This window comes from Bradyrhizobium sp. 87, from assembly GCF_023073015.1.
Taxonomy (GTDB): domain Bacteria; phylum Pseudomonadota; class Alphaproteobacteria; order Rhizobiales; family Xanthobacteraceae; genus Bradyrhizobium; species Bradyrhizobium canariense_D.
Window position 1 is genome coordinate 375,821 of sequence record NZ_JADPIQ010000048.1, and the last position, 17,360, is coordinate 393,180.

The 17,360-nt window shown below is 63.9% G+C and carries 17 protein-coding genes; 8 read left to right on the forward strand and 9 right to left on the reverse strand.

Translation table 11 applies throughout. The annotated features are described in order from the left end of the window. The first annotated feature begins 26 nt into the window (after positions 1-26). Positions 27-932, forward strand: a complete 906-nt coding sequence (gene mutM / locus IVB50_RS11405; RefSeq protein ID WP_018455778.1) for a bifunctional DNA-formamidopyrimidine glycosylase/DNA-(apurinic or apyrimidinic site) lyase — start codon at positions 27-29, stop codon at positions 930-932. A 270-nt stretch (positions 933-1,202) separates the two neighbouring features. Here mutM and IVB50_RS11410 read toward each other — a convergent pair whose 3' ends face one another. Next, positions 1,203-1,946 (reverse strand): ParA family protein, encoded by a 744-nt coding sequence (locus tag IVB50_RS11410; RefSeq protein WP_085362015.1) that lies wholly within the window; start codon positions 1,944-1,946, stop codon positions 1,203-1,205. Positions 1,947-2,185: 239 nt separating this feature from the next. Between IVB50_RS11410 and ggt the strand changes: the two genes are divergently transcribed. Beyond that, positions 2,186-3,865, forward strand: coding sequence for a gamma-glutamyltransferase (ggt, locus tag IVB50_RS11415; protein WP_247295878.1), 1,680 nt, complete (start codon positions 2,186-2,188; stop codon positions 3,863-3,865). Between the two features lie 77 nt (positions 3,866-3,942). On the opposite strand, the gene IVB50_RS11420 is transcribed toward ggt, so the two are convergent. Beyond that, positions 3,943-5,301, reverse strand: coding sequence for a serine protease (locus IVB50_RS11420; protein WP_247295882.1), 1,359 nt, complete (start codon positions 5,299-5,301; stop codon positions 3,943-3,945). Positions 5,302-5,530: 229 nt separating this feature from the next. On the opposite strand from IVB50_RS11420, the gene moeB reads away from it, so the two are divergent. Next, complete coding sequence (gene moeB / locus IVB50_RS11425) at positions 5,531-6,334, forward strand: molybdopterin-synthase adenylyltransferase MoeB (RefSeq protein ID WP_018455782.1); 804 nt, start codon at positions 5,531-5,533, stop codon at positions 6,332-6,334. Positions 6,335-6,343: 9 nt separating this feature from the next. Here the strand turns inward: moeB and IVB50_RS11430 are convergent, their stop codons facing one another. Then, on the reverse strand, positions 6,344-7,351 hold the full coding sequence (locus IVB50_RS11430) for an aldo/keto reductase (protein WP_018455783.1): 1,008 nt from the start codon (positions 7,349-7,351) through the stop codon (positions 6,344-6,346). Positions 7,352-7,466: 115 nt separating this feature from the next. On the opposite strand from IVB50_RS11430, the gene IVB50_RS11435 reads away from it, so the two are divergent. Continuing rightward, complete coding sequence (locus tag IVB50_RS11435) at positions 7,467-8,378, forward strand: LysR family transcriptional regulator (RefSeq protein WP_247295885.1); 912 nt, start codon at positions 7,467-7,469, stop codon at positions 8,376-8,378. 3 nt (positions 8,379-8,381) lie between these two features. On the opposite strand, the gene IVB50_RS11440 is transcribed toward IVB50_RS11435, so the two are convergent. Continuing rightward, positions 8,382-9,383, reverse strand: a complete 1,002-nt coding sequence (locus IVB50_RS11440) for a D-glycerate dehydrogenase (RefSeq protein WP_018455785.1) — start codon at positions 9,381-9,383, stop codon at positions 8,382-8,384. Positions 9,384-9,709: 326 nt separating this feature from the next. Between IVB50_RS11440 and IVB50_RS11445 the strand changes: the two genes are divergently transcribed. After that, complete coding sequence (locus tag IVB50_RS11445) at positions 9,710-10,240, forward strand: SH3 domain-containing protein (protein WP_026233024.1); 531 nt, start codon at positions 9,710-9,712, stop codon at positions 10,238-10,240. 133 nt (positions 10,241-10,373) lie between these two features. On the opposite strand, the gene irrA is transcribed toward IVB50_RS11445, so the two are convergent. Continuing rightward, positions 10,374-10,865, reverse strand: coding sequence for an iron response transcriptional regulator IrrA (irrA, locus tag IVB50_RS11450; protein ID WP_018455787.1), 492 nt, complete (start codon positions 10,863-10,865; stop codon positions 10,374-10,376). A gap of 355 nt (positions 10,866-11,220) precedes the next feature. Here irrA and fabA point away from each other — a divergent pair, with 355 nt between their 5' ends. The 3 genes from fabA (at position 11,221) to fabI (ending at position 13,961) form a co-directional block, all read left to right on the forward strand. After that, a complete protein-coding gene (gene fabA / locus IVB50_RS11455; protein ID WP_007603915.1) occupies positions 11,221-11,742 on the forward strand; it encodes a bifunctional 3-hydroxydecanoyl-ACP dehydratase/trans-2-decenoyl-ACP isomerase in 522 nt (173 codons plus the stop codon). A 39-nt stretch (positions 11,743-11,781) separates the two neighbouring features. Further along, positions 11,782-13,005, forward strand: a complete 1,224-nt coding sequence (gene fabB / locus IVB50_RS11460; RefSeq protein ID WP_026233025.1) for a beta-ketoacyl-ACP synthase I — start codon at positions 11,782-11,784, stop codon at positions 13,003-13,005. Positions 13,006-13,160: 155 nt separating this feature from the next. After that, positions 13,161-13,961: an enoyl-ACP reductase FabI gene (fabI, locus tag IVB50_RS11465; RefSeq protein ID WP_026233026.1), complete on the forward strand. Its 801-nt coding sequence runs from the start codon at positions 13,161-13,163 to the stop codon at positions 13,959-13,961. A gap of 88 nt (positions 13,962-14,049) precedes the next feature. Here fabI and IVB50_RS11470 read toward each other — a convergent pair whose 3' ends face one another. The 4 genes from IVB50_RS11470 to IVB50_RS11485 form a co-directional block, all read right to left on the reverse strand. Continuing rightward, positions 14,050-14,937: a hypothetical protein gene (locus tag IVB50_RS11470; RefSeq protein WP_247295886.1), complete on the reverse strand. Its 888-nt coding sequence runs from the start codon at positions 14,935-14,937 to the stop codon at positions 14,050-14,052. A 72-nt stretch (positions 14,938-15,009) separates the two neighbouring features. Beyond that, positions 15,010-15,966, reverse strand: a complete 957-nt coding sequence (locus tag IVB50_RS11475) for a hypothetical protein (protein WP_247295888.1) — start codon at positions 15,964-15,966, stop codon at positions 15,010-15,012. Next, positions 15,939-16,403 carry a GNAT family N-acetyltransferase gene (locus tag IVB50_RS11480; RefSeq protein ID WP_018455792.1) on the reverse strand — a complete coding sequence of 155 codons (465 nt, stop codon included), beginning with the start codon at positions 16,401-16,403 and terminating at the stop codon, positions 15,939-15,941. Before IVB50_RS11480 ends, IVB50_RS11475 begins: the two co-directional genes overlap by 28 nt. Before the next feature lie 7 nt (positions 16,404-16,410). Beyond that, complete coding sequence (locus tag IVB50_RS11485) at positions 16,411-17,337, reverse strand: hydrogen peroxide-inducible genes activator (RefSeq protein ID WP_018455793.1); 927 nt, start codon at positions 17,335-17,337, stop codon at positions 16,411-16,413. Positions 17,338-17,360 lie beyond the last annotated feature (23 nt).

Sequence of the window (17,360 nt, forward strand, 5' to 3'; positions counted from 1 at the left end):
CGCTCTCATAAGGTGAATGCCTGACCATGCCCGAATTGCCCGAAGTCGAGACCGTCCGCCGCGGCCTTCAGCCTGTCATGGAGGGTGCGAAAATCCTGGTCGCGGAGACCCGCAGGCCTGATTTGCGCTTTCCTTTCCAGCCGGACTTCGTGGCCCGACTGAAGGGGCAGGTCGTCACGGGGCTCGGCCGCCGTGCAAAATATCTCATGGCCGATCTCACCTCCGGCGACGTGCTGTTGATGCATCTGGGCATGTCGGGTTCGTTTCGCGTCATCAAGCCGGACAACGAGGCGGCGCCGGGCGAGTTTCACTATCCGCGAGCCAAGGACTCCGCGCACGATCACGTGCTGTTTCGGATGTCCTCCGGCGCCGACATCATCTTCAACGATCCGCGCCGCTTCGGTTACATGAAAGTGATCGCGCGCAGCGCGCTCGACGAGGAGCCGCTGCTGCGCGGGCTCGGGCCCGAGCCGCTTGGCAACGAATTTGACGCCGCGATGCTGGCGCGATCCTGCGCCGGCAAGACCACGAGCCTGAAAGCCGCGCTGCTCGATCAGCGCGTGGTCGCCGGGCTCGGCAATATCTATGTCTGCGAAGCCCTGCATCGTTCGCATCTGTCGCCGCGCCGGATCGCCGCGACGTTGTCGACCAAGGCCGGACAACGCAAGGGCGTTGCCGGGGGCGAGCCGACCGACCATGCAAAGCGATTGGTCGGCGCGATCCACACCGTGCTGAACGACGCCATCAAGGCCGGCGGCTCCAGCTTGCGCGATCATCGCCAGACCTCGGGCGAGCTCGGCTATTTCCAGCACTCGTTCAAGGTCTACGATCGCGAGGGCGAGAAATGCACCACGCCGCGATGTGGCGGCATCGTCAAGCGTTTTACGCAGAACGGCCGGTCGACCTTCTGGTGTCCGAAATGTCAGAAGTGAAAATCAGGCTCGTATCCGAGAGGTCGTAAGTTCAGCGGCGGTGACGAGCCCACCACGACCGTCATTGCGAGCGCAGCGAAGCAATCCAGAAGCTTTCCAACGAAGCAGTCTGGATTGCTTCGTCGCAAAGCTCCTCGCAATGACAGCGGAGATAGAGTTTCCCAAAAACGCGAAGCGAAGCAATCCGGCCGGGCTGGTGGCCGGATTGCTTCGTCGCTAAGGCCCTTCCGGATGGTGAAGGTCCGGCTGCCATCCGAGCGATACCCCCGCTCAGGACGCCAGTATCGTAGTTTCATCGGCGGCCAGCTCGGCGGCGACGTGCAACATTCCGTCCGCGGCCGCGATGACCTGGTCGATCAAGACATTGGTCGTGACGTCGAGCTCGAGCCGGGTCTCAATCCAATGCCAGAGGCCGCGGATCTCCTCGGTCGACTTGCCGTTCGGCGCGAATTCGCTCACCGCAAGGCCGCTGGCGAGCGAGTCCTGGTGATCGTTGCGCATCACGATCAGGGGACGCGCGAGCACCTCGGCGAGATCAAGCGCTGCTTCCTCGGCGAGCGTGTTGGCGGCGTTGTCGATGCGCTGGCCGCGGATCGGGGTTTGGTTCAGCACGAAGCTGTAAGGCCGCTTCCAGGCGCGCGCGACGCTCAGCGTCGAAACGGTCGCTTCGATGTCGGCGACGCTCGGGCGTGCCGGGATCAGGCAGAGGTCGGAATGGCGGATCGCGGCGGTGGTCGCGGCGCTGAGGCCGGCGGCGGTATCGACGATCGCAATCTGGAGACCGCCGTCGGCGAGCATCTTCAGGCGCGGCTCGATATCGGCGGCGTGATAGATCGGCTCGACGACGAGATCATCGGTGGTGCGGCGGCGCTGCCAGTTCGACAGTGTGCCCTGCGGGTCGGTTTCGATCAGGCGAACGGTGAAGCCGGCCTGCTTGGCTGCCAGCGCGAGGCCGATGGCGAGCGTGCTCTTGCCGCTGCCACCCTTTTGGGTGGCCAGTGCGATCGTGTGCATTGAAGATCAATCCTTTGGAGTGCTTGGGTCTCGGGAAACGCCACGCGAACGTGCATCGATCTCGATGCTGAGCTCTTCTCGCTCAGGACGTGCCGGCCCGATCCAAAGGGGATCGCGGAGGTCCGAATCAGCAGTCACGATGATGGCGGAATCGGGAATGCCAACGAATCCGTACCATTACTGGACCCGTACTCGTCCGTGTGCTGTGCTTGCAGCCGTGAATAATAAGGACAAGCGGCATGGGCGGAAACTGGCGCGACCGGACGGCGACGAATTTCGAATGCCAGAAGATGCCGGCGGTATCGAGCCGCGGCATGGTGGTCAGCAACCATCCACTGGCCTCCAGCGCCGGCGCGGAGATGCTGGCCGCCGGCGGCAACGCCATCGACGCCGCGATAGCGACCCTGTTCACGCTGACCGTGGTCGAGCCGATGATGGCGGGCATCATCGGCGGTGGCATGGCGCACATCCGGCTCGCCGACGGCAGCCACCGTTTCATCGACGGACAGAGCACCGTGCCCGCGGCGGTGCTTGACACCAGCTACACCCCCACGCCGGGTTCCGCGCATGATGTGTTCGACACCGTCGGCAATGAAAATCTCAACGGACCAAAGGCGGTCGCCACGCCGGGCTCGCTGAAAGCCTGGTGCGAGACGCTGCGCTGCTTCGGCACCATGAGCCTTGCCGACGTCATGCAGCCCGCGATCAAGCACGCCGCGCGCGGCTATGCGACGACACCCTATCTGCACGAATGCATCACCGAGAGCGCCGCCGAGATGCGCAAGGACAAGCCGATCGCGGCGATCTATCTGCCAGACGGCGAGCCGCTCAAGGTCGGCGAGCGCGTGGTACAGGCCGAGTATGCCGAGACGTTGCGGCATATCGCCGACCACGGCGAAAAGGCGCTCTATGAGGGGCCGCTTGGCGATATCCTGGTCGACTATATGGAAAAGGCCGGCGGCTTCATCCGGCGCAACGATCTCACCAGCTACAAGACCGTCGAACGGCAGCCGATCCGCGCCGATTACCGCGGCTGGACTATCTTTGGCCCGCCGCCGCCCGCGGCTTCCGGCGTGCATATCGCACAGATGCTGAACATCCTGGAAGGCTACGACATCCAAGGCCTCGGCTTCGGTACGCCCGAGACCATCCACTATCTTGCCGAGGTCCTGAAGATCGCATTCGCCGACCGCGCCGCGGCCAGCGGCGATCCTGATTATGTCGGCGTCCCCGTGGAGCGGCTGACCTCGAAGGCCTACGCCGAGGAGCGCCGCGCTGCGATCGATCCGGCACGGGCGCAGAGCTGGGGCGCCGGCGTGTCGCAGCTTGAAGGCGCTCACACCACGCACATGACGGCGGCGGATGCGTTCGGCAACGTGGTTGCGACCACGCAGACCATCAACAATCTGTTCGGCGCCAAGATCATGATCCCGGGCCTGGGCGCCATCGCCAACAACTACATGAACCTGTTCGATCCGCGTCCAGGCCACGCCCTGTCGCTGGCGCCGGGCAAGCGGGTGACGACCTCGATGTCGCCGATGATGGCACTCCGTGATGGAAAGTTGCGCTATGCGCTCGGCTTGCCCGGCGGAAAACGAATCTTCCCGAGCGCGATGCAGGCGCTGCTCAATCTGATCGACCACGGTATGAGCTTGCAGGAAGCAGTCGAGGCGCCGCGGGTCTGGACCGAAGGCAATGCGCTTGAGGTCGAGCAGAGGGTGCCGGAGAGCGTGCGCGCGAAGCTCGCGGAGCTCGGCCACAAGGTGCAGCCTGTCGCGGCAGTCGCCGGCGGCATGAATGGTATCGCCTTCCACGACGACGGCACCATGAGTGGCGCCGCTTGCTGGCGTGCGGACGGCACGCCGGTCGGGATCTCGGGTGGTCTTGCGAAGGCCGGGATCAGGTTCAGGCTGAGCTAGGTCTCATGCCCCGGACGCAGCGCAGCGCTTCTTCAGCGGCGCGCATTTCATGCCGCACCGCGCCCGGGACACGAGAGCTACTTGCGCACGCAGATCACGCGCACGACAGCGGCTTTCGCATCTGTGGACGTTCCGTTCGCCGCGACACCGTTCGCCTTCAGGAAATCGCGCACCGTCTCCGCGGAGACCATCACCGCCTGCGACGCCGGCACCGACGTCGCGGGGCCCGCAACCATCGCCGGCTTCAATAGTGCGATGCCGGCGAACTTGCCGTCGCCGTCGATGGCGGGGCTGCCGGAGAAGCCGACAGACGGTGGCGGTGAGAGTGGGGAATCGCCACCACCGACGGATGCCAGCGTAGCCTTGAGGCTCGACACACCCGCGGCTCCGCCCTGGCTCTGCGGATCCGCGATACCGATGACATCGACACTCGTCTTCGCTGCGCCGGCCGCGAGGTTGAGGGGCTCCAGGCCGCGGGCGCCGTAAATATGCAGCAGCGCGAGGTCGTGTTCCCGGTCCTCGGCGAGACGGTCGGCGCTGCCATAGCCGGCGATCGTGATCGCGAGGCAGCTATCAGTGACGAGGCGGTCCGTGAGGATCGCGCCATCGTCGCTGACGACAATGCCGGTGCCATATTCGACGGTCTTGCGTGGCGGCGGCCCCGCCTGTGGCCCCGACGGAAACGCGTTGAAGGCGCTCGACATCGCGATCACGACCGGCTCGACCGTGTTCTCGGTCGCCTGATCGTAGAGGATCGTCATGATGCGGACCTCGTCACCCCTGGAGGTGCCGCGCAAATAGAATTTCTTCAGGCCCTGCAGACCCGACAGCACGAAGAAGTCGGGCTTTACCACGGTGTAGTCGACCTTGCGACCCGGCTCTTTCTTCTCCGCTTCGGCAAGCTTGGCTGTGGTCGGGTTCGCCTCCTTGCGGCGGCTGAGCAGAACCTGCACCGTGCCAGTGGGCGAGGTCCATGTCGAGCCGTTGGCGTCGGTCGCCTGCTGCGGCACCAGCTTTGAGGGAATGCCGAGCCGCGCGCCGCTGGTCATTTCCGTCACGATCTTCCAGCCGACGCTGTCCTGTTTGCGGCGCGCGGTCTCGGCGAGCGCTGCGCGTTCCTGCGGATTGAGCACGCCGGTCGCCTTGCCGCCCTTGGCCTTCTGATACTCCTTGATGGCCTCGACCAGGCGCGCGCTGACGTCGCCGGTGATGGCGCCGTTATACTGGCCGACCCAGGCGAGGTCGGACTGCAGCGACAGCCGCTCCGCCTGCGCCATGGCATCGGCCGTCGCAGCCGGCGTCTGCAATGCAGGAGGCCGGATCGGAACGGTCTGGACCGGCTTCGGCTTGGTGCCGGGAAGCTGCGGTGTCGTCATCTGGGCGTTCGCGCCTGTCGCAGCCGCAAACATCAGTGTTGCCGCAAGCATCGATCTCATGACAAATCCAGCCCGCCCATTGAACGCAATGCCATTGAAGCACATCTCGTTGGTCGCGAACAATGTTGCGGTGGTTCAGACCGGCAGGAGAGGTCTAGCTCCTCATCCTGAGGAGCCGCGTAAGCGGCGTCTCGAAGGATGAAGGCCGTGCAGCCGCAGCGGGGCCTGCATGGTTCGAGACGGCGCTTCGCGCCTCCTCACCATGAGGAGAGGATCTGGAAGGATAACGATGCTGAGCCCGGACGAACTCGAACGTTATGCCCGCCATATCGTGCTGCGCGATGTCGGTGGCCCCGGCCAGGCTGCGCTGAAGCGGGCCTCCGTGCTGGTGATCGGCGCCGGCGGGCTCGGTGCGCCCGCTTTGATGTATCTGGCGGCCGCCGGCATCGGTACGCTCGGCGTGGTCGATGACGACGTGGTGTCGCTGTCGAACCTCCAGCGCCAGGTCATTCACACCACGCCCGATATCGGCCGGCACAAGGTCGAGAGCGCGGCCGAACGGATCTCGGCGCTCAACCCGCATGTCCGCTTCGTCGGTCACGCCACCTGGCTCAATGCCGACAATGCGCTGTCGCTGATCGGGGACTATGACCTCGTGCTCGACGGCTCCGACAATTTCTCGACCCGCTATCTGGCCTCGGACGCCTGCTTCTTCGCCAAGAGGCCGCTGATCACGGCGGCGCTCGGCACCTTCGATGGCTCGCTGACCACCATCCGCGCGCATGAGACAAACGAGCAGGGCGAATTCAATCCGACCTATCGCTGCCTATTCCCGGAAGCGCCGCCGCCCGGGACCGTGCCGGCGTGCGCGGAAGCCGGCGTCATGGGCGCGCTCGCGGGCGTGATGGGCTCGATGATGGCGCTGGAGGCGATCCGCGAGATCGTCGGCTTTGGCGACGGCCTCGTCGGCCGCCTCCTGATGATCGATGCGCGCGCGATGCGCTTCGAGACGCTGCGTTACGCGCGCGATCCCGCCAATCCGCTCAATGGCGATGGGCCTGTGATCACCGATCTCAGCGCCCATCGCACTTGATTGCAGACGTTATGCTGTGGCCGGCTTCTCGCTGTCGAGATGCGCCATCTGCTCAGCGGCGTAACGCGTGCCGGCAGCGACATCGGGCGGGAAGGCCGTTGCCAGCACGGCGAGATGAGCCGGCGTCAGCGTGACCTTGGCCGCGCCGAGTGCTTCGGTGAGGCGGTTGCGGGTGCGGGCGCCGACCAGCGGCACGATCTGCTTGCCTTGCGCCGCCACCCAGGCGATCGCGACCTGTGCCGGCGTCGCGCCAATCTCAGCGGAGATGGCGCGCAGCTGCTCCACCAATGCGAGATTGGCATCGAGATTCGATCCCTGGAAGCGCGGCGTCATCAGCCGGTAGTCCTTGCCTGTCTTGCCGGAGTCCTTCGACCAATGGCCGCTGATGAGGCCGCGCGCCAACACGCCGTAAGCCGTGATGCCGATGCCGAGCTCGCGGCAGGTCGTCAGGATGTCGCGTTCGATGCCACGCTCGATCAGCGAATATTCGATCTGGAGATCGGCGATCGGGTGCACGGCATGCGCGCGGCGGATGGTGGCGGAGCCGACCTCGGACAGGCCGATATGTTTGATGTAGCCGGCCTTCACGAGATCGGCGATGCCGCCGATGGTCTCCTCGATCGGAATGTTGGGATCGAGCCGCGCCGGACGGTAGACGTCGATGTAGTCGGTGCCGAGCCGCTGCAGCGAATAGGCTAGGAAGTTCCTCGTTGCGGCCGGCCTCGTGTCCATGCCGGTGAATTCGCCGGCAGGACCGCGCAGCGCACCGAACTTGACACTGATCTGCACCTTGTCGCGCGGCACCTCCTTGAGCGCTTCGCGCACCAGCATTTCATTGTGGCCCATGGCGTAGAAATCGCCGGTGTCGACCAGGGTAATGCCGGCATCCAGTGCGGCGTGGATCGTGGCGATGCTCTCGCCGCGATCGGCGGGGCCGTAGACCTCGGACATGCCCATGCACCCGAGACCGAGAGCGGAGACGGTGGGACCGGTCGAACCGAGTTTGCGCTGTTCCATGATGGCTCTCCTCGAAAAGGCGCTGACTGCGCCGCGTGACGAGGCCTGATATGCGCTTGATCGATTGCGCCGATAAGCTGGACAATCGAGAATGGCTTGTTCACATTAACGAACAATGGCTGAGCCCGACCTGCGTGATCTCGACGTCTTCATGGCGGTCGCCCGCACCCGCAATTTCCGGCGCGCGGCGATCGATATTCGCGTGTCGGTGTCGAGCCTTAGCCAGCGATTGCGGGACCTGGAGGAGCGCCTCGGCGTCCGCCTGATGAACCGCACCACCCGCAGCGTCGCCCTGACCGAGGCGGGCGAGCTGCTGCTGTCGCGCGTGGCTCCGGCGCTGCGCGATGTCGGCGAGGCCCTCGATCAGGTCCGGGGCCTGCGCGAGATGGCCTCGGGCCGGCTGCGCATTAACGCGCCGCCACCCGCGGTCGATCTCGTGCTGGCCCCCATGATCGGGCCGTTCCTTAAGGCCTATCCGCAGGTCGACCTCGAGATCGTTTCCGAGAGCGGGTTTGTCGATATCGTCAGCGCGGGCTTCGATGCCGGCGTACGTTATGGCGAGCATCTCGCGCAGGACATGGTCGCGATCTCGCTCAGCGGCCCGCAGAGCTATGTCGTAGTCGCTTCGCCCGATTACCTCGCGCGCCGCGGCAAGCCGGAGCATCCGAAGGATCTGCTCGACCATAATTGCATCCGCGCCCGCTACTCCAGCGGTGTCATGCACGATTGGGAGTTCGAGAAGGCCGGCCAGCTGGTGAAGGTCGATCCGCCGGCAAAGCTGATCTCGACCAACATGGGCCTTTCCATGCGCGCCGCGCTCGACGGCGCCGGCATCTGGGCGACGCTTGATGGTTATGTCGGCGAAGCCCTGAAGTCCGGCGCGCTCGTCAGTCTGATTCAGGATTGGTGCGAGCCGTTTCCCGGGCCGTTCCTGTACTATCCAAGCCGGCGACAAACGCCGCCGGCGCTGCGGGCCTTTATCGATTTCGTTGCCGACTGGCGCAAGCGCGAAACACGCAGCAAATAGACCTCACAGCATGCTCGGCAGCACGCGATCCGGCGGCTTGTGCGCATCGAGGAAGGTTCGGATGTTGATGATCACCTTCTCGCCCATCTCGACGCGGCCCTCGATCGTGGCCGAGCCCATATGCGGCAGCAACGTCACCTTGCCGGCCTTGGCGAGCCGCACCAGCTTCGGGTTCACCGCGGGCTCGTGCTCATAGACATCGAGGCCGGCGCCGCCGATCTCGCCGCCTTCGATCAGCTTGATCAGCGTGTCCTCGTCGGTGACCCCGCCGCGCGCGGTGTTGACGATGTAGGCGTCCTTGCGAATAAGCTTCAGCCGGCGCGCCGACAGCAGATGGTAGGTCGCCGGCGTGTGCGGACAGTTCACCGAGATGATGTCCATCCGTGCCAGCATCTGGTCGAGGCTTTCCCAATAGGTCGCGCCCAGCTCTTCGGCGATCTTCGGCGCCACCGGCCGACGATTGTGGTAGTGGATCTGCAAGCCGAAGGCGCGGGCGCGGCGTGCGACCGCCTGGCCGATGCGGCCCATGCCGATGATGCCAAGGCGCTTTCCGCCGATGCGATGGCCGAGCATCCAGGTCGGCGACCAGCCCGGCCAGGGTTTTCCTTCCGTCAGGATCGAGGCGCCTTCGATCATCCGCCTGGGCACGGCGAGGATCAGCGCCATGGTCATGTCGGCGGTGTCTTCGGTCAGAACTTTCGGCGTGTTGGTGACGGTGATGCCGCGGGCATGCGCGGCCTCGACATCGATGTTGTCGACGCCGTTGCCGAAATTCGCGATCAGTTTCAACCTGCAGTCGGGCTGGTTGACGATGTCGGCGGAGATGTGGTCGGTCACGGTTGGGACCAGCACGTCGGCGGTACGGGCGGCTTCCGCGATCTGCTCGGGCGACATCGGCGTGTCGTCGAGATTGATCCGCGCGTCGAACAGCTCGCGCATCCGGGTCTCGATCGAATCCGGAAGCTTGCGCGTCACCACGACGAGGGGCTTTTTCTTCACCGACATGTCCTGCCCTCATGAGGCGTTGCGAGCCGCCTCTGTCGCCAAAGGCCGGCCGTTGAGGCCTCATTAACCCGGTTGTTCGACACTGCGCTTGCCGTGTCGTCCCCGGCGTTTCCTTCAAGCTCTCCCGACATTTCCGGCCGGAAAATCGGGACAAACCGGTTGTTCAGATGTCCGTCCTCTCTAGCAGAAGGCCGGGCCAAGACAAGAACCACGGGTAAAGGGCTCGGGAACACCCGCGTGGGGCGGGGTCAGGGGCGACAGCGGCCTGGTTTGGGAATTTAGGGCGAGGGACCGGCTCGGCCGGACCTTCGACAGGAGACGGGTTGATGGCGTTGGGGCGTTTTTGTTCGGTGATGGCGCTCGTTTGCACCTGGTTGAGCGCTTCGGTCAGTCCCGGGCATTCGGCAAAGGACAACACCCCTCAGACGGCCTCAGGCCTCCCGGTGCCGCGCTACGTCAGCCTGAAATCGGATCACGTCAACGTCCGCGCCGGCCCGACCAAGGACAACGACGTCGCCTGGGTCTACACCCGTTCCGGCCTGCCGGTCGAAATCACCGCCGAGTTCGAGAACTGGCGCCGGGTCCGCGATTCCGAGGGCGCCGAGGGTTGGGTCTATCACTCGCTGCTGTCGGGCCGCCGTACTGCTGTCGTCACCATGAAGCACAAGGACGAGCTCGCGCCGATCTACGACCGCGCCGATCCCGAGAGCGCGGTTGCGGCCAGGCTCCAGGCCGGTGTCGTCACCCAGGTGAAGAAGTGCACTGCAAACTGGTGCCGCGTCAGCGGTAACGGCTTTGACGGCTGGATCCAGCAGGAGCGCCTCTGGGGCGTCTACTCGGACGAGCAGGTGAATTGATCTGGGCGGGAGCGGAACTGTTGCTCCACCGTCATGCCCGGGCATCCACGCATTTTTCGACGCCTGACCGAATAACGTGGATAGCCGGGACAAGCCCGGCCATGACGATCAAATCAGCAGTTCAGGATAGATCTCAGCGCTTCTTGCGCAACCGTACGACCATGTCGATGCGGGCGATCTCGTAACCCGCGGGCACCTCAGGCATCTTGGACAGCGCCAGATGCGGATCCTCGATGTCGACCAGCTCATGGCTGTTCTCGAGGTAGTAGTGATGGTGGGTCGTGACGTTGGTGTCGAAATAGGTCTTGGTGCCGTCGACGCTGACCTGACGCAGCAGACCGGCATCGGTGAGCTGGTTCAGCGTGTTGTAGACGGTCGCCAGCGAGACCGGCACCTTGGCCAGCGTCGCTTCCTCGTAAAGCATTTCAGCCGTGAGGTGACGTGCACCCTTGCCGAACAGGAGCCAGCCGAGCGCCATGCGCTGGCGCGTGGGGCGAAGCCCTGCGGACTGGAGCATTTCGTTGACGTCGTGCCACGGGCAGCCGGTCAACGCCGGCTGGCGGCCGGACATAAGAGCCGCCGCATGGGCCTCTTCGTCGCGATGGGGCGCGTTATTTTCGTTCATTTCCAGCTTCGGGCACGCGTGAACACTGTCGTTGCCCAACATATATGGAGAGATAGATGCAGATGCAAGTTTCTCGCAACTAGAGCGGTTCTAATCAGGCAGGGAACCGGGGTGGCGGCCCGTCATTTTACCTTCATGAGAGCGCTTTGCTACCCGAAATGGCCTGTGTTAGAGAGCCCGCGGTTCCGCTTAACCCATTTTGGCGCGACCCGGCATTGAGGGCCGCTCGCTATCCATCCAGGGTCCTTCGGTATTCTCGTCTGACAATGGCAACAGATGTCGCCTTTCGAACAGGATGGGGCCCATTTTCGCCGGAAACGCCGCTCAATCGGGGTTTGAACACAAAGGCTTCCGCATGCTGAACAGGCGCAACGGTTACGAATATGAAGATCTGCTGGCATGTGCCCGCGGCGAGATGTTCGGCCCTGGCAATGCGCAATTGCCGCTGCCGCCGATGCTGATGTTCGACCGCATCACGGACATCAGCGAGACCGGCGGCGAATTCGGCAAGGGGGTGGTGCGCGCCGAGCTCGACGTGAAGCCCGACCTCTGGTTCTTCGGCTGCCACTTCAAGAACGATCCGGTGATGCCCGGCTGCCTCGGGCTCGACGCGCTGTGGCAAATGGTCGGCTTTTATCTGGGCTGGAGCGGCGGTGAAGGTCGCGGTCGCGCGCTTGGCCTGAACGAGCTGAAGTTCAGCGGCCAGGTGCTGCCGGAGGCCCGCAAGGTTGTGTACAACATCGATATCAAGCGCGTGATGCGTTCAAAGCTGGTGCTCGGTATCGCCGACGGATGGCTTTCGGTGGATGACCAGATTATCTATCGCGCAAAGGATTTGAAGGTCGGCCTGTTCAAGCAGGGCACGAGCCTGGGCTGAGCGCATCACCACGAAGACAACGATTGAGGCGAGGCTGTCATGAGGCGGGTTGTGGTCACCGGGATGGGCATTGTCTCCTCCATCGGAAACAACACCCAGGAGGTGCTTGCGAGCCTTCACGAGGCGAAGTCGGGCATTTCGCGGGCTGAAAAATATGCCGAGCTCGGCTTCCGCTCCCAGGTGCAGGGTGCGCCGACGCTCGATCCTTCGACGGTGGTCGACCGCCGCGCCATGCGTTTCCTCGGTCAGGGCGCGGCGTGGAATCACGTCGCGATGGAACAGGCGATCCAGGATTCCGGTCTTTCGCCCGACGAAATTTCCAATATTCGCACCGGCATCATCATGGGCTCCGGCGGTCCGTCGGCGCGCACCATCGTCGAAGCCGCCGACATCACCCGCACCAAGGGACCGAAGCGTGTCGGGCCGTTTGCAGTGCCGAAGGCGATGTCCTCCACGGCCTCCGCAACGCTTGCGACCTGGTTCAAGATCAAGGGCGTGAACTATTCTATCTCGTCGGCCTGCGCGACGTCGAACCATTGCGTCGGCAATGCCTATGAAACGATCCAGATCGGCAAGCAGGACGTCATCTTCGCCGGCGGCTGCGAGGAGCTGGACTGGTCGCTGTCGGTGCTGTTCGACGCCATGGGCGCGATGTCCTCGAAGTACAACGACACGCCTGCGACGGCCTCCCGTCCCTACGACGTCAACCGCGACGGCTTCGTGATTGCCGGCGGAGCCGGCGTGCTGGTGCTGGAAGAGCTCGAGCATGCCAAGGCGCGGGGCGCACGCATTTACGGCGAGATCGTCGGCTATGGCGCGACGTCCGACGGCTACGACATGGTCGCACCATCAGGTGAGGGCGCCGAGCGCTGCATGCGCATGGCGATGTCGACCGTGAAGACCAAGGTCGACTACATCAATCCGCACGCGACATCGACCCCGGCCGGCGATCCGCCGGAGATCGACGCACTCCGCAGGGTGTTCGGAAGCGGCGAGAAGTGCCCGCCGATCTCGGCGACCAAGGCGCTGACCGGTCACTCCCTGGGCGCAACCGGCGTGCAGGAAGCGATCTATTCGCTGCTGATGATGAACAATGGTTTCATCTGCGAGAGCGCCCACATCCAGGAGCTCGACCCCGTGTTCGCCGACATGCCGATCGTGCGCAAGCGCATCGACAACGTCAAAATCGGCACCGTGCTGTCGAACTCCTTCGGCTTCGGCGGCACCAACGCCACGCTGGTGTTCAGCCGGCTGGATGCGTAATTTTGGCACGCTGTCATGCCCCGCGAAGGCGGGCATCCAGCACGCCGCAACTTCTCGATTTGCAGTAATCGCCTCGAAATACTGGATCGCCTGCCCCAGTGCGCAAGTGCGCGCAAGGCGGGCGATGACGCCGGAATAATGGGAGCTATCAGGCAATGGAAGGTTTAATGAAAGGCAAGCGCGGTCTGATCATGGGCATCGCCAATGATCATTCGATCGCCTGGGGCATGGCGAAGACGCTGCATGCCCACGGCGCCGAGCTTGCCTTCACCTTCCAGGGCGAGGCGCTGGGCAAGCGTGTTAAGCCGCTGGCGGAGCAGCTTGGCGTCGACATGGTGCTGCCCTGCGACGTCGAGGACATCGCCAGCGTCGACGCCACATTCACGGCCTTGCGCGAAAAGTGGGGCCGGCTGGATTTCGTGATCCACGCGATCGGCTTCGCCGACAAGAACGAGCTCAAGGGTCGCTACGCCGACACCAGCCGCGAGAATTTTTCGCGCACCATGGTGATCTCCTGCTTCTCCTTCACGGAAGTGGCAAAACGCGCCGCCGAGCTGATGACGGAGGGCGGCAGCATGATCACGCTGACCTTCGGCGCCTCGGAACGCGCGATGCCGAACTACAACGTGATGGGCGTGGCCAAGGCGGCGCTGGAAGCCTCGGTGCGCTATCTCGCCTCGGATTTCGGACCGCGCGGCATCCGCGTCAACGCGATCTCCGCCGGCCCGATCCGCACGCTCGCCGGCTCCGGCATCGGCGAGGCGCGCGCGATGTTCGCCTTCATGCAAAAACATTCGCCGCTCCGCCGGGGCGTGACGCTCGACGAGCTCGGCGGCTCGGCGCTGTATCTGTTGTCGGATCTCTCCGGCGGCGTGACCGGCGAGATCCACTATGTCGATTCCGGCTACAACACCGTCCTGATGCCGCGGCCGGACGATTTGAAGGCGCAGGATTAGCTCTCGTAGAGTGGGCAAAGGCGCGCAAGCGACGTGCCCACGATTTCTCAATAATCGAGACCAGTTCCTGCTGCGAAGGACGTGTCGATCAGCGCGCGTCGCTGTTGCGCGCCGCTCGTTGAACCCCGATCAGCAGCGGCAGCGTCTTGTCGAGGCTTTCCGTCAGCATGGCACGCACGTCGTCGCGCAGTGCGGGATTGTCGGCGGCATCTTCAGGGCGGGTTGGAAACGATTCTGCGGGTAGTTCGCGATAGGGGCCGCCGATTTGCACGCCCAGGAGCCTCTGCACCATAAGGGAATGATGCGTGTTGATCAGCGCAGAACTCTGTCTGACAACGGAGAAGTCGCGCCCATCGAAGATGCGGACAAACGCCAGGGCGTAGAGATAGATGCGACGCCCGAGCACCACATCATGGTTGAGGATGCCGAAGCCGCGGACCGTATAGTTGGATGACCCGAAAGGGCTGATTGAATTGAGGATCTGGATGTAGTGCCGGCAATTCGTTCCTTTCACGACGTCGCGCATGTATTGGGCCAGCTCCGCATTGAGATCGCGGAACAACCTGTCCTTCAATGTGTCCTTGGACTCATCGCGGGGAGGAAATTTCGCCGGGTTGTAGGGGATTCTCAGAACGGACACGCCGGCAGGGATCGTGGCGCGAATCCGCGCGAAGATCAGATCATTGAGTCCCCAGCCCGGGATCGGGACGACCGTCTTCTTGTGCTGAAATACGGTCAGGCCGGTCGTCAGCACGGTGAACTCATCGCCGGTGGTGACGACGACACCGAAGTCGCACGGGCCGCCGACCACGGGAGCGGGTTTGCCCGTCGCTTCACGCCGCGTGGTCGTCTTGTTGTTGCCTTGCTTGACGGCTGATCCTGCCGTTTCCGCCCCTGGTGGTACCAATTTGGTCTGCGCCCAAGCAGATGTCGAAAAGCACCACGCGACGGCCGCAAGGACGACGAGCCGGGCCAAAACGTCAAATGCAGCCCAGCCGCAGGAAGCGGACGAGCGATAGTCTTTGTCGCGTCCCCTCGGCAAAGGCGCTTACTCGCCCTTGATATACGCGGGTAGATACCTGTCCAGCTGGGCCGTGAGCAGGCTGCGTGTGCTGTCACGCAGCAATGCACTGCTGGTCACCTGTTCAGGGTTCTTGGGAAATTCGAGATTGTTGAGGATTTGCATATTGTCGTTCTTGTTGGAGAAACTCGAAGCAATCACATCGCCGAAGCTGCGGGTAGGCGCCCGATGGATGTCGAAAGTCCGTCCGTCAAAAACGTTTATGCGGAAATAGGAAACCACGACGCCGCGCCCGGAAGGGCTCGCCCAATTCTTGTAGACCCCGAGGCCCTCGATTGATTGATTGGTGCCATCCACCGAAACGCGGGCTTTCGTGGCTACGACGTAGCGTTCGCAATTTGCAGCTCCGGCGATCTGCCGCACCAGCGCCGTCAGGTCGTCGCGGTCATTGCGGAACAGTTTCGCTTCCGGATGATAGTACGGCCTGAAGGCTCCGCTTGCGTAAGCGACCTTTCGGACAGCCGTGCCGGGAGCCGTGGCGCGAACCCTCGCGACGAACAGATCATCGATACCCCACGTCTCGATCGGCGCCTCCATATACTCGTTGCCGAACATCGTGAGGCCGACATGTTGCACCGAGAACTGGTCTCCGATCGCGGAAATGACGCCGATCTGACAGGGGCCGCTCTCCGCCGCAACTGGCTGTTGTGCAGCCGGTTTGGCCTTCGGCGCCGCCTTCTTGACTGCCTTCTTGGCTGGCGCCGCCGTCTGAGCGGGAGGCGCGGTGGTTGCGGGAGGGGTTTGCGCGGCTGCCGTGGTGAGCAGGGACAGCAACGCGATCAGCGAGACAGCAATTCGAAGCATCGATTCCGGGAGATCAGGGGGCAGGAGGACGGCGGATACGCCACAGTAAATTGGAACCGTGACAACCGCAAGCTGCACCAGGCGACCACTGCCTATCCGGCGGGTCGCTGCCGCCGCCACCGATAATACTTCATCATGAATCCGTTCGACGGCTCGACCTCTTCTTTCTCGAACACAAAGCCCTCGCGCTCGTACCAGCGCCAGGCTTTTTCGTTCTCGCGGATGCAGCGCAGAGACATCTCGTCGGGCATTTGTGTGCGCGTGAAGCCAAGCAATTGGCGGCCGAGCGATTGGCCCTGATAGGCGGGCGCGACGAACAGCATGTCGAGATAGAGTTTTGGCAAATGCAGCGCCAGCATCGCGGCGATCGTGCCGTCGTCGTCGGCGACGAACAGGCTCCAGCCGTCCTCGGTCTCGCGCCGGATCCGTGCACGCAGGTTTGCCAGCAGGAAGTCGCTCGTCTCGCCGAGGCCGGTCGAGACCCAGCTCTCCATCCAGATACGGCCGATCTCGTCGTATTCGTCCGCGCGGGCTGGGCGAATGATGGGATGCGACATCGAGGCCTCAGGTTGGCTTGCTGCGCACGGATGGACGTGCGCGCACCTTGCCCGCCGACAGGCACACCACCTCGGAGATTTGCAGGAGTTGCCGCGCCAGCGGGCTGGTCTTGCGCCAGACCATGCCGATGGTGCGCGACGGCTGCGGGTCGCGGAAGCGCGCGAGCGAGACCGAGGCCGATCGCGTCTCAACTGACACCGCCATCTCGGGGATCAACGTGACGCCGATGCCGGCGCTGACCATCTGGACCAGCGTCGACAGCGAATTGGCATCCAGCATCTCGCGTGGCGGCGCCGATTGCATGTTGCAGAATGACAGCGCCTGATCGCGGAAGCAGTGCCCCTCTTCGAGCAACAGCAGCCGCATCTCGCGCATCATCTCCCGCGACGGTGCCGGCGTTCCCTCATCCGCACTCGGCCGCACCAGCAGGAATTTTTCCTCGAACAGGGCGACCTCGGTGAGCGAGGGCTCGGACACCGGCAGCGCCACGATGGCGGTATCGAGCCGACCCTCCACCAGTTCCTGAATCAGCCGCGGCGTCATCGTCTCGCGCACGCGGATGTCGAGCTCCGGATGCATGCGCGTCAGATTCTTGGTGATCGTCGGCAGCAGATAGGGCGCGATCGTCGGAATCATGCCGATGCGCAGCCGTCCGGAGAACCGGTCCTGCGAGGCGCGGGCGAAATCGCCGAGCTCGTCGACCGAGCGCAAGATGTCGCGGACGCGCTGCGCGAGCTCCTCGCCAAATCGGGTCAGCGCCACCTGCCGGGCGCTGCGCTCCAGCAGCAGACCGCCGAGCGCCTCCTCCAGCTCCTTGATCTGCATCGACAGGGCAGGCTGCGAGATCGAGCAGGACTCAGCCGCGCGGCCGAAATGACTGTGACGGGCCAGGGCGTCGAAATACCGGAGCTGGCGCAGCGTGAGGTTTAGCATCAGAAAATCTTATCGCTGCGATC

Coding starts and splice junctions, on each gene's coding strand:
- mutM (WP_018455778.1), top strand. CDS start 27: ATGCCCGAATTGCCCGAAGTCGAGACCGTCCGCCGCGGCCTTCAGCCT.
- IVB50_RS11410 (WP_085362015.1), bottom strand. CDS start 1,946: ATGCACACGATCGCACTGGCCACCCAAAAGGGTGGCAGCGGCAAGAGC.
- ggt (WP_247295878.1), top strand. CDS start 2,186: ATGGGCGGAAACTGGCGCGACCGGACGGCGACGAATTTCGAATGCCAG.
- IVB50_RS11420 (WP_247295882.1), bottom strand. CDS start 5,301: ATGAGATCGATGCTTGCGGCAACACTGATGTTTGCGGCTGCGACAGGC.
- moeB (WP_018455782.1), top strand. CDS start 5,531: ATGCTGAGCCCGGACGAACTCGAACGTTATGCCCGCCATATCGTGCTG.
- IVB50_RS11430 (WP_018455783.1), bottom strand. CDS start 7,351: ATGGAACAGCGCAAACTCGGTTCGACCGGTCCCACCGTCTCCGCTCTC.
- IVB50_RS11435 (WP_247295885.1), top strand. CDS start 7,467: ATGGCTGAGCCCGACCTGCGTGATCTCGACGTCTTCATGGCGGTCGCC.
- IVB50_RS11440 (WP_018455785.1), bottom strand. CDS start 9,383: ATGTCGGTGAAGAAAAAGCCCCTCGTCGTGGTGACGCGCAAGCTTCCG.
- IVB50_RS11445 (WP_026233024.1), top strand. CDS start 9,710: ATGGCGTTGGGGCGTTTTTGTTCGGTGATGGCGCTCGTTTGCACCTGG.
- irrA (WP_018455787.1), bottom strand. CDS start 10,865: ATGAACGAAAATAACGCGCCCCATCGCGACGAAGAGGCCCATGCGGCG.
- fabA (WP_007603915.1), top strand. CDS start 11,221: ATGCTGAACAGGCGCAACGGTTACGAATATGAAGATCTGCTGGCATGT.
- fabB (WP_026233025.1), top strand. CDS start 11,782: ATGAGGCGGGTTGTGGTCACCGGGATGGGCATTGTCTCCTCCATCGGA.
- fabI (WP_026233026.1), top strand. CDS start 13,161: ATGGAAGGTTTAATGAAAGGCAAGCGCGGTCTGATCATGGGCATCGCC.
- IVB50_RS11480 (WP_018455792.1), bottom strand. CDS start 16,403: ATGTCGCATCCCATCATTCGCCCAGCCCGCGCGGACGAATACGACGAG.
- IVB50_RS11485 (WP_018455793.1), bottom strand. CDS start 17,337: ATGCTAAACCTCACGCTGCGCCAGCTCCGGTATTTCGACGCCCTGGCC.